Source organism: Desulforamulus ruminis DSM 2154 (genome assembly GCF_000215085.1).
GTDB classification, from domain to species: Bacteria; Bacillota; Desulfotomaculia; order Desulfotomaculales; family Desulfotomaculaceae; genus Desulfotomaculum; species Desulfotomaculum ruminis.
This window is the reverse complement of record NC_015589.1, coordinates 779,574-791,102: the sequence shown is the minus strand read 5'-3', so window position 1 is coordinate 791,102 and position 11,529 is coordinate 779,574. Positions and strand designations below refer to the sequence as shown.

11 protein-coding genes, 1 tRNA gene and 1 pseudogene are annotated in these 11,529 nt (G+C 45.6%); 3 read left to right on the top strand and 10 right to left on the bottom strand.

The window, feature by feature from the left end; translation table 11 throughout:
• Positions 1-124: 124 nt before the first annotated feature.
• Entirely contained in the window at positions 125-646 is a 522-nt protein-coding gene (def, locus tag DESRU_RS03960; protein ID WP_041275287.1) for a peptide deformylase, read from the bottom strand.
• A 337-nt stretch (positions 647-983) separates the two neighbouring features.
• On the opposite strand from def, the gene DESRU_RS03955 reads away from it, so the two are divergent.
• From DESRU_RS03955 to DESRU_RS03945, 3 genes and pseudogenes are all read left to right on the top strand, one after another.
• Positions 984-1,059: transfer RNA gene (locus DESRU_RS03955), tRNA-Lys, on the top strand.
• Positions 1,060-1,209: 150 nt separating this feature from the next.
• Complete coding sequence (locus DESRU_RS03950; protein WP_013840831.1) at positions 1,210-1,677, top strand: MarR family winged helix-turn-helix transcriptional regulator; 468 nt, start codon at positions 1,210-1,212, stop codon at positions 1,675-1,677.
• Positions 1,649-2,427 (top strand): annotated as a pseudogene (locus DESRU_RS03945) (DUF169 domain-containing protein). The gene DESRU_RS03950 and the pseudogene DESRU_RS03945 overlap by 29 nt, the downstream one beginning before the upstream one ends.
• Positions 2,428-2,509: 82 nt before the next feature.
• On the opposite strand, the gene DESRU_RS03940 reads toward DESRU_RS03945, so the two are convergent.
• From DESRU_RS03940 to DESRU_RS03900, 9 genes are all read right to left on the bottom strand, one after another.
• Positions 2,510-3,166, bottom strand: coding sequence for a YjgB family protein (locus tag DESRU_RS03940; RefSeq protein WP_013840830.1), 657 nt, complete (start codon positions 3,164-3,166; stop codon positions 2,510-2,512).
• 21 nt (positions 3,167-3,187) lie between these two features.
• Positions 3,188-4,105 carry a hypothetical protein gene (locus tag DESRU_RS19735; protein ID WP_013840829.1) on the bottom strand — a complete coding sequence of 306 codons (918 nt, stop codon included), beginning with the start codon at positions 4,103-4,105 and terminating at the stop codon, positions 3,188-3,190.
• A gap of 40 nt (positions 4,106-4,145) precedes the next feature.
• Positions 4,146-5,237 carry a TolB family protein gene (locus DESRU_RS03930; protein WP_013840828.1) on the bottom strand — a complete coding sequence of 364 codons (1,092 nt, stop codon included), beginning with the start codon at positions 5,235-5,237 and terminating at the stop codon, positions 4,146-4,148.
• A gap of 106 nt (positions 5,238-5,343) precedes the next feature.
• A complete protein-coding gene (locus DESRU_RS03925) occupies positions 5,344-6,729 on the bottom strand; it encodes a sensor histidine kinase (protein WP_013840827.1) in 1,386 nt (461 codons plus the stop codon).
• 1 nt (position 6,730) lies between these two features.
• A complete protein-coding gene (locus DESRU_RS03920) occupies positions 6,731-7,411 on the bottom strand; it encodes a response regulator transcription factor (protein ID WP_013840826.1) in 681 nt (226 codons plus the stop codon).
• Between the two features lie 339 nt (positions 7,412-7,750).
• Positions 7,751-8,131: a methylglyoxal synthase gene (locus DESRU_RS03915; protein WP_013840825.1), complete on the bottom strand. Its 381-nt coding sequence runs from the start codon at positions 8,129-8,131 to the stop codon at positions 7,751-7,753.
• 48 nt (positions 8,132-8,179) lie between these two features.
• Complete coding sequence (locus tag DESRU_RS03910; protein ID WP_013840824.1) at positions 8,180-8,560, bottom strand: RidA family protein; 381 nt, start codon at positions 8,558-8,560, stop codon at positions 8,180-8,182.
• A 229-nt stretch (positions 8,561-8,789) separates the two neighbouring features.
• A complete protein-coding gene (locus tag DESRU_RS19730; protein WP_013840823.1) occupies positions 8,790-9,791 on the bottom strand; it encodes a toll/interleukin-1 receptor domain-containing protein in 1,002 nt (333 codons plus the stop codon).
• A 181-nt stretch (positions 9,792-9,972) separates the two neighbouring features.
• Positions 9,973-11,529: a bifunctional ADP-dependent NAD(P)H-hydrate dehydratase/NAD(P)H-hydrate epimerase gene (locus DESRU_RS03900; protein ID WP_013840822.1), complete on the bottom strand. Its 1,557-nt coding sequence runs from the start codon at positions 11,527-11,529 to the stop codon at positions 9,973-9,975.

The following is an 11,529-nucleotide window of genomic DNA, read 5'->3' as shown; positions in this document are numbered from 1 at the left end:
TTATTATGTGTAAAAACAAAGGGATCCATTTTGCACGATAATAAAAAAGCAGCCTAAATACTTTATCTACCCGATAAGATATTTGCTGCAGTTATTTATCTCTTCACCGATCATCGGGAGTCGCTCAATCTTGGTTTTCTCTAGAGGCTTTTAGCAAACGATAAACATCCACCGGCTCATCCGTGTGTTCCTGGAAAAGCTGCCCCGGAGCCACATAATCGATAAATAAGGTCCCGTCCAGATGATCAATTTCATGCTGTAAACACCTGGCCATAAAGCCCCTGCCTTCAATGATAAATTCCTCTCCGTCCCGGTTAACGGCCTTCACCTTGACATATTTGGCTCTTTTAACTCTACCCCAAATACCCGGCAGGGACAAACATCCCTCCGGTCCAATTTGCTCTTTTGATTTTTCAATTATTTCGGGGTTAATTAATTCAATGAACCCTTCTCCACTATCGATAACAACCATTCTCCTTAAAATTCCCACCTGGGGAGCGGCCAATGCTGCGCCATTCGATGCTGCGGCCAAGGTATCCGCCATATCATCCAGCAATTGCAGGATATTGGGTGTTATTTCAGTCACCGGCTTACATTTTTTACGTAAAACGGGATCGCCTACTTTTCCTATCACTCGTTCCGCCAAAGTCTTTCACCCCAGTTAAAGTCATTCCACAGCTTGTCAATATTATCCGCTTTTTTAGTTTTCCCGGCTTTATCAATTTAAGCAACAACTTTAGAATAGCAGTTTACCGCCCTAAATGGCAAGAGATATTATCATAGCTTAAACATCTTTGGTATGGTGATACGCCTGATGGACGTTCTTCTAACAGTCCTTTGAGCATAAATTCTTTGCAACTAAAACTATAACAAAAAATTATTTGTTATATGATATATAGTTATGGTAAAATAAAAAGGCGAAAGGAAAAAGGTTGCTTCCACTAGCTGGTGGCATTGATTTAATCCCTTTCTTTCGGATCTATGGGTCATTAGCTCAACTGGTAGAGCAGGCGACTCTTAATCGTCAGGTTGCGGGTTCGAGTCCCTCATGGCCCACCAGCCGGGTTTTCCCGGCTTTTTTTATTACCCTAATGGTATTAGGTTTTAAAACACTAGATTATTATAAATTTTTTTAAGAAATATAGTCAGTATGCAAACAATTATTGTGATATAATAATTGCAAACTAAGAAAGGAGGCTTACCCATTTTTTGAAGGATAAAGAAGGTATTGACTTTGATATTGAGAAAAGCGCAGGATTTCTTCTTGCCAAGTGCCATCAGAAAGGGTTACAAATTTTCCGGGAAAAACTTTTACCCCACAATCTAACCCCTCCTCAGTTTGCAACCTTGGCCTTTCTATGGAAAAAAGACGGACAGTCTCAAATCCAACTGGGAACAACCATGGAAATGGACCGCACCACTATCAGCGGTATCATTGACCGCCTGGAAAACCAAGGGCTGGTCAACCGGCGACAGCATCTGGAGGACAGGCGGGTGTTTATGATTCACCTGACGGAGGACGGTAGAAAACTTGAACAGGTGCTCTCCCTGCTGTCCTTGGAGGCTAACAAGGAACTCACTTTGAATTTATCCGCAGAAGAAAGAGAAACGTTTTTGACTTTATTAAAAAAAATAAGGGGTGAATTAAATGCAAAGCAGGATCGCGGAAGCTGTTAATCTGAGGTATACTCCCGTAGCCATTGTATTCACCAATGAAAAACCCGAAGGAGCGCTCCAGTTTAAGGAAGGACGCTGGGGTTGTGTCATCGCCATGCTGGGCGCTGCAGCCAAAGGACGTACCGCAGTTTTTGACCGTAAGACCTACGGCTGCATCGGCGGCGGTTCCGGCCTGGGTTTTGGCAATACTTATACCAAGTTCCCCGGGGGCATTGAGTATTTTCTCTCCAAGGGAAACAAGGAATTCTGCGACAGTGAAATGGGTAAGAACATCGTAAGAAACATGCCCGCCCTCATCCATGGCGAGGCCTATAAAAAACTCCCGAGTTCGCCAAATCCTTTGCGGATAATCTCCCCTATTACGATGTTCCCACTGAATATGTTGTGTTTAAGCCCTTAGAGGAACTTTCCCCCGCTGAAAAGCCTGAAGTGGTGGTTTTCCTGGCCACCCCGGACCAAATCTCAGCCCTGGTGGCGCTGGCCAATTACGCCAGACACGGCGGCGACAATGTCACCATTCCCTGGTGTGCGGGCTGTCACAGCATCGGGATCATCCCTCTCCATGAAGGAACCCTGGATCATCCCCGGGGAGTTATTGGTCTTACAGACGTTTCTGCCCGCAAACATGTGGAAAAAGACATTCTCTCCTTCAGCGTTCCTTATAAAATGTTCCTGGAAATGGAAAACCATGTGGAAGAAAGCTTTCTGACCAAGGATGTATGGCTAAAAGTGAAGGAAAGGAATCAATGAATAGAAAGAGAATAGAAATTGATTAAACAGCCCTTACCAATCAACATTGGCAGGGCTGTCTTTTCTACTAATATCTTGTCCCTTACCACTCCCGGCCGGGATCATCGGCCATCCAATTGACAGTACCCCGGGGATAAAATACATTCACATGATCTACATAAGGATTTGCTTCTTCTGGGGTTGCCTGGGGAAAAATAAACAGCAGCTTATAATCCGTTCCCGCCCGGTATCCGATGATATCCTGCCCCTGGTACGTGCGGCTCATTTCCGGGGTGCCAAGGGTTTTCTTTACCTCCGCCAGGGTAAGCTTCTTTATTTCCAGGTCATAGGACCGGACATCAAATATTTGCGAGCCTTTGTTAAACCCGAAAACAACATGGTGCTTTGTATAAGTAGCGTAGGTACCCTTGGCTTGGGGCACGTAATCCATGGTGTCCGGCTCTCCCCATTGCCCCGTTACCGTTTCAATGACCGTTGTGTTGGCCGTAAACTCACAATTGATCACCTTCCCCTGCCGGGCCAATTGCATGATCTTATTTAACAGGGCTACTTGGGCGTCATCCTTAACCTCTGTGTTATGGGGGGCTGAATCCTTGGCTGTCTCTTCGGTTTTAGCAGAGGTTTCAGGCGTTTTTGGCTGCTCGGGGCTGCCGGGCTTTTCACTGCAACCTCCTAAAAATAACGAACACAGAAGAATTGAAGTAAGCATCACTCTTTTTACCTGATCGCCGGTTATCACGGGATTTCCCTCCTCCTGTCACTATTCACCCAGGTCCTTCAAAATATTCTCCCTGTATTTTTCAACTTCACCGGTAAGTTTATAATCATTCTTTTTGGCGATATCTAAGAAAACACTCAGATTGTTTAGAAAGACACTGCTGCCGTTATTTTTTACAGCATTAAGGTAAACCGACTTGGCCTTAGAATTCAAGGTGTTTGTATCATAATCAAAGAGAGGGGTATTGTTTGCTCCATAATAAGTAAAAGTCATATACTTTTTATAGAGCTGTTTAATGTCATTCACTTTTTTCGATTCTTTATAATCAGCGATAAATTTTTCTTGCTTTAAAGCCCTTTGCAGGACTTCTTCCCAGCCAATAACCAGGGCGGCATCCTTTGCCGGAGCCTGATTGGATTCTTCAGCCATAATGTTCAGGTATTCTTGAATGTCCGGGGTTAGCCGGGGCGTATACTGTTTAAACATTTCATAATTTATAATGGGGAAAAAGGTTCCTTCCGCGGTTTCAATCTTAAACCCGCTTGCCCGGGTTTCATTTAAGAGATCCTTTAGGGCGGGGTCTTTCATAAGATCCCCCTTGTTTATGTCAATTCCTGTGGTAAAAGCTTCAAACAATCCTGACTGAACCTCCTCCTGCCAATACTTTTCTTCCAGCACCGGCTGGTAATCCATCAGGTTTTTCTCCAAAGACAAAATCATCTCTGAAGCCGCTTCCTGCGGCAACGTTTTTATATTATCGTCAATAAATTGAATTTGTTGTTTTATTGTTCCACCTTCTGCCGTCAGGGAATGAAATTCTTTTAAAACACTTTCCACTCTTGCCTGCTCTTTCTCCTGATCCTTTTGCTCCGCTTTACCGTCCGTTGAACCGGAACAACCGCTTGTTGCTAAAAGGACCGCAATGAAAAAAATCGGTAAAATAATCTTTTTAAAAAACATTTAAACCTCCTATTTACCCACTAATAAATTTTAAAAAATGCTAGCTTAATTTAATACGATACATCTCTATCTTATGGTTATCCTTTTCTGCCATTTCTTTGGCGATACCGCTAAAAATAATGTCCTGGTTGCCGGCCCAAAGTATATTTAAAATGCTGGACATATTCGAAACTACCTGCTTTTTATCTCCGGTTTCCGGATTTAAAACCCATAGATCCGTCCCGTTAGAATAAACCAAATACCGGCTGTCCGGGGACCAGACCATTTGAGCCGTCCCATCTTTGACGCTGATTTCGGACAGCGTAGAGCCAATTTTAAAATCACTGTTAAAAGCATCTACCTTTATACTCCACCGGCTGCGGTCCTGGTTAACAGAAAGGTAAGCGATGCTTCTTTTGTTGGGAGATACTGCAAAGTTTGTACCCTTTACAATTTCCTTAGGGTCAGACTCATTATTTAAGTCCAGCGCCATGATGGTTACCGGGCCGGTTGGATTCAGGGAAGCGTATAACAAGGTATGGTTATCGAAAAAATACGGGTTTATTTTCGTTCCTTTACTTTGTGCCACTGTTTTTATTTCTTTACCCTGGGCATCGTATAAAATAATTTTGGCGTCGTTGGCCAGGAAATAAGGAACGGCAAACTGTTTGCCATCCGGGGACCAGGCCACAGAAACCGCTATATCATCGGATTTATGGATTAACTTTTTAGCAGCACCCGCTTTGTTTTCCATGATATAGGTTTGGGTAAAGGTCTCGATATTCTCTAAAAAAGCGATATTTTTAGTATCCGGAGAGTATTTGGCATTGCCCTGATGGATTTCGGAATTGCCCATCTTGGCCACGGACCGGTCGGATAATTTCAACGTGTGCAGGGTCCTCGGTGAAGACATTTCATCATAGGGTTCCTGGTCCGGTATGCCCTCGTCCCAGTTAAACAGGAGAATTTCTCCATCTGGGGAAACATCCTGGGCATAACCTTCATGCAGCTTTTCAATACCGGCCACAGACAATTCCTGCTTAGGCTCCTTTGGCAGAACCTTTACCTCCTGATCCTTCTCCTTCATTGTACCACAGCCGGAGATAGCCAAGATTAACAGTGATCCCAGCATGAAAACGAATAACCGTTTCAATGGAAAATTCCTCCTAAAGCCATTTATTGGGGGCACCTGCTATATCCTAATCCTAGCAAACGGTTATTTCAACCATACTGCAATTATGTTTCAAAACTGTAACATTTTAGACCGCAGGAAGGGTGATTTTAACCACGGTTCCGCCCCCAGGGCGGTTGGTTATATCCAAGGACCCCTTATGGGCGGTTATAATCTCCCGGGTAATGGCTAATCCCAAACCCGTTCCGCCAATGGCCTTGGTATTAGACGACCGGTAAAAACGTTCAAAGATTTTATGTAAATCTTCTGCGGGTATCCCCATGCCCCGGTCCATGATTGCCAATATCCCCCGGGTTCCTTCCAAATACCATTCTATCTCCACGCTTCCCTGGGGAGGAGAGTATTTTATGGCGTTATCCAGTAAATTCATAACCGCCTGGGTTATTTTCTCTTCATCAGCCCAAATATAAAGGTTTGGCTGCAAATTGGCCTGCAGTCTCACTTCATATTTTAAGGTTCTGATCTGCAATTTCTCCAGCGTCTCCCGCATCAGTAAGGAAAAGTCTACCCGGCTAAAGTAAAAGGGCTCCCGCCGGGCATCCACACGGGATAAAAACAGAAGCTCATTTACCAGTTTGGCCAGTCGGGTAGATTCATTGTTTAAATGGTAAACCGCCTTTTCCAGATCGGCTCTGCCCTTTACCTCATCAATCAGATATTCCGAATAGCCCTTAATGGCGGTAAGAGGCGTGCGCAGCTCATGGGACACATTGGCCACAAACTGCCGCTGTCTTTGGATATAATCCTGCAACTGGCTTCCCATCTCACTGAAGCTCCGGCTAAGCTGCCCAATTTCATCATTTCTCGGTAAATGAACCGGTGTAAAATCCCGCCGGGCAAAACGCTGGGTTACTTCCACCAGTTGCTTAATGGGTTTGACTACCTTCCGTGCGATATAAATGCTTAAAATGGTAATTAGGATGCCAAAAACAACGGCGCCGGCATAGAGAACCTTTTGGGTGGCTGTAAGGATTTGATTCAAAAAATGTAAAGGATATACAAATTCCAGCACACCAATGACAGCCCCCTGTAACTCAATGGGCGAGGCAAAATAGACGTCATTATTGTGAATACCGTAGGCATAGTTGCCCTTAAGGGCGGCAGTCAGAGTATCGGTAAAAGGTTTTTCAACCTGGACGGTCTGCTGCACCCCATCCACCGCCGCACTTAACAGTTGCACCTGTTCATCATAAATGCGAATCTCACGGCTGCCGGCACTCAAGTTGCCGGTTAGCCGGGGAGCTATTGCAGCCAATTCCTGAGGGCCCAGTTTTTCCAATAAGAGACTTTGAGCCACATAAACGGAAGCAGAATCACTTTGTGTTTTTAATTGTTCCTCCACCGTCTCCATGCCGTAATGCTCAATGGCTTTTAAAATGGCAAAGCCCACCAGGGCCAGGGAAAGTAAGGTGGCGGTTAAATAATAGAGCATTAAGCGGGTGCTTAGTTTCAATTTACACCCCTCCGAAACGATAACCAAATCCGTAAACCGTAATAATGTATTGAGGTTGGCTGGTATTGTCCTCAATTTTTTTGCGTAAACGGGTAATATGAATATCTACGGCTCTGCTGTCACCGGTATAATCGTAACCCCAGGCCAGCGTCATCAGTTCATCTCTGCTGAAAATCCGCCGAGGGTGCGCCGCCAGCACTTCTAAAAGCTGAAATTCTTTGGGTGTCAGAGAAAGGGACTGCTGGCTCTTGGTTACGGTTTTATTCATTAAATTTATAAGCAAATCTTTATAAACAATGGTTTCTTGGGGCCCCTGCCGCTTATCCAAGCGCCGCAGCAGCGCCTTGACTCTGGCAAGGAGTTCCCGGGCATCAAAGGGTTTGGTAATGTAATCATCGGCGCCAAATTCCAAACCTAATACCTTATCCACCACATCATTTTTTGCAGTGAGCATGATCACCGGTGTTTGGTATTGCTCGGTAATTTTCCTGCATACCTCGTGGCCGCTAATATCCGGCAGCATCAGGTCCAGCACAATTAAATCCGGTTTAACGGCATCTGCTGCCACTAAAGCGCTTTGTCCGTCTGAAGCGGTCATTACCTGGTAACCCTCCCGGCTTAAAACCATCTGCACCAAATCCCGAATCGCCGGCTCATCATCTACAACCAGTATTCTTTTCAACCTTTATCCACCCCTACTTTATACTGCACATTTCCTCGGCAAGAAAAGCCCATGCAATTTACCTTATCTAAACTTTTATGATTCCCTTTATTTTTGTCCTCCTTTACTATAATGCGCTATAGGGTGATAAGAAAGGGGGAATTTATTGCCAAAAAGCATGAGGTACTTATTGCCATGATCTCTAAGCCCGTTAAAACGAAAACACCTGACGTTAATCAGGTGTTTTTAACCAGATCCTTTTGTTTTCTGCCGTTCATAAAGAGTCTTGGTTTCTCTGTTTATTTCAAAGCATAACGAATTAACTTTTCTGCTTTATCCCTGTTCATCAATGAATTTGTTTCAATAGCCCAGCCTCCGCTTAACATGCTCCAGCAATATTTCAGCGCTGCTCCAATTGGTAGCCACCGGAATATTATGTACGTCACATAAGCGCAAGAGGGCCGAAACATCCGGCTCATGGGGCTGAGCCGTCAATGGATCACGGAAAAAAATCACCATATCCAGGGTTTGGCATGCAATACGACTGCCGATTTGCTGGTCGCCGCCTAAAGGCCCTGATAAAACCGTTGAAATTTGTATTCCTACGCGGCTCCGAATCAGTTCTCCGGTTGTTCCGGTAGCTACCAACTCACACCGGCAAAATATCTCCTTTTCCCGGGCCACCAAATCAATCATCTGTTGCTTCTTGGCATCATGGGCAATTAAAGCAATTCTAAGCATATAAACCAACCCTTTCTGGAAGGAATTGTCCTTGTAACTGGAATCTTTTTACCCCTTCCGTGCAATCATTTCGATTTCCACCCGGGCGCCCAAGGGCAGGGAGGCAACACCGATGGTGGTCCGGGCAGGATAGGGAGAGGAGAATTGCTTGGCATACACTGTGTTCATGGCAGAAAAATCGTTCATATCGGTTAAAAAGATGTTTACCTTAACAATGTCATCGGGAGTTAATTCGGCGGCATGCAGCACGGCAAACAAATTTTTAAAACATTGCTCCGTTTGCGCCGTTATGTCACCCTCCACCAGTTTCCCTGTTTTAGAATCCATAGGGGTCTGACCGGAGAAAAAAATCAGCTCGCCGGATTCCACAGCATGGGAATAGGGACCTACCGCCACTGCTCCTGCTGCACTAAAGGCTTTTCTAGGCATGCTAAAACTCCCTTCATCCGTTTAGTCAATCATTTAATCAATTTTTTCTAACTCTATCCACAAAGAAAATTTGTTTAACAAAAGTCCTATATCTGATTATTTCTAAAATCTCAAGAAAAACCCCTGCTTCCAGGCTGGAGTTTTTCCTAAAAACAATTTCATTAAATTTAGAAAGAAAGGTAGATCTTAATTATTCCCTGGGTCTGCCTGTTCTTAGGTTCGCCCAGGCCTATTTCTCGATGCATTGGTCTGCAATCAGTTTCCTTTTCAGCAACACAGCTACCTCCTCAATGGAAGACTGCCTTAAGTCAATATATCCTATTGTAGGCAGCAACCCGGGTATTTCTGTATCGTCAAGCCTTAGGGGAAGTATGTATTCTATATCTTCCTGAAAAGCTTTCGCTTGGGCAGCTTTTCTTTCAACCGTTGTCCACTTTTTACGAGCATAGAACTCAGATACAATCATTAGACAAAACCTTGCCTTTTTTGAATAAACTTCGGTAAGGTGTGTAAATAAATCTTTACCCCATAAATCTCCTTTTTCATATTCATCATAAAACGTTCTTAACCCTTGTTTCGTTACCAAGTGGGCTATTGATTTTGCTACTTCCCTATCCTCTCCAGCAAAAGATATAGCCAAGTCATAAATATCAATTTCATTTAATTCCCTGCGTATATCCTCAAATCTTACCCATAAGTAGTCACAATAAAAACCGGTAATATGAGCCAATGTGTTAAAGGAGGTATGAAGCCGTCTTTCCCGATAATCTCCATTATTCCAAACAGGAGAGTATTCGTCGTGAATATTTAAAAGAGCTTCAATTATATCGGTATCATAAATTTGCTTTCGATTATTTCTTTTAACATTGTCGAGAGTCAAATCCAAAATACGCGAACGGGTTATCAGCTCCCTTTTTAATAAATTAGAATATAAATCTGATGAGTCGTAATCAAAACCTCCATCAGATTCATCCCTACCTTGGAGATTTTTATATAGCTCAGATAAGGCTAAATCAGGCTGCCCGCCATATTTTCTAATAATTTGTTGAAATAACGGAACCTCTTCAAGCAAAATCAAAAGATATTCCTGAGAAAACGGACAAACATTATAGCTCCGGCATAAATGTTCAACCTTTGAAAAAATTTTTAGTGCTTCCGTTGAAAAAACAAATCCTTGATCCTTAACGTAGTTTAACAAGTCTTCTAAAACAGTCTCCGAGGTTAAATACATAATATTGTCCCTCCAAAAGCAGGAAATATAGTATTAATTCATCTTGCTTTTTCCTCTTCCTTTAACAAAATTCTTCTAGGTTTCGACAAAAAAAGCAGCTTTACCTATCCCTATTACTGCCGTTCTACACCTTAAAGAAATAAAAACCTGCCTTATAGACAGGCAGGCGTTTTCTCTGACTCTATATACCTTCCTCCATGCTTTTAAAAGCAGCGGGCACATATCTAAGTATATCCCCGGCAATCATACCGGCCTGCCCCAGTTCACGGGCAGCCAGGTCGCCGGCCAATCCGTGCAGGTAGACTGCCGCAGCGGCGGCTCGTTCGGGCTGGAAGCCCTGGGCCAGCAGGCTGGCGGTCATGCCGGCCAGGATGTCTCCGCTGCCTCCGGTGGCCATTCCGGGGTTGCCGGTGGGGTTAATATAAACATCCCCGTCCGGAGTGGCGATCACCGTGCCGGCACCCTTCAGCACTGTCACCAGCTTCCATTGGTGCGCTGCGTCTCTGGCGGTCTCGATGCGGTCCTTTTGAATTTCCTGCACAGGAGTATTCAGAAGGCGGCTCAGTTCGCCGGGGTGCGGGGTGATAATCATGGGAGCCTTTGCTTGTTTCCATAATTCCGCTGCACCTGCCAGGGCGTTTAGGCCATCCGCGTCAATGACGGAAGGAAGGGCTAATTGGGGCAGCAGTTCCTGCACCCATTGCCGGGTTTCAGGCTCCGTGCCGATCCCCGGACCCAACACAAGGGCATCCGCTTGCTGACAGCGTTCTAAAATGAGGTCCAGGGCGGCGCCTGCCAGTGAGCCTTCCCCGGTCTCCGGCAGGCCCAGGGTCATGACTTCGTCCATCTGTGAAGCGGCAACGGGCTGCAGGCTGCCGGGCAAAGCCAGCGTCACCAGGCCGGCCCCGGCCCGGAGAGCGCCCATGGAGGCCAAACGGGCTGCACCTACCATGCCCCTGCAACCGGCCACAACCAAAACCCGGCCGTAGATGCCCTTGTGACTGTCGGGTTTCCGGGGAGCAAACCAGGCGGCAACACCCTCGGCAGTCAGAAGCTGCCGGTAAATCTCCGAACTCTCGGTAAGCACTTTGGGCAGGGAAATATCTACGATATGCAGGGTTCCGGCATAGGTTGCCCCCGGCTCCAGCACCAGCCCTACCTTGGGCAGACCAAAGGTCACCGTGTGTGCCGCCCGGATACAGGGACCGTGACTGCGTCCGGTGTCCGCTTCCAGGCCCGAAGGAATATCAATAGAGATAACCGGGGCCGGGCTGGCATTGACCATATTCATCACCTGGCCCAATTTGTCATTAACCCGGCCGCGGAAACCGGTGCCAAAGAGAGCGTCCACAACCATGTGGGTATTCAGCAGGGCCATCTTCAATACATTAATGCCGTTGGTTTGGTTTATCTGGAACACCGGCTGGGACATTTTCTGCCAGATGTTTAAATTGATCCGGGCATCCCCCTGCAGGTCATCGGGCTTCACGGCCAGCAATAGCTTAACTCGGGCCCCTTTATTATGGAGATGTCTGGCTACCACCAACCCGTCGCCGCCGTTATTCCCTTTGCCCACCAAAATGGTAAAGGTTTTGCCCTGGATCGGTCCTGCCAGGCTTTCAATGACTTCCACCGCCCGAAGACCTGCATTCTCCATTAAAATAATCCCGGGAATGCCATATTGTTCCACAGCCAGTTGATCTATTTTTTTCATCTCCGCAGCAGTCACTACTCGCAC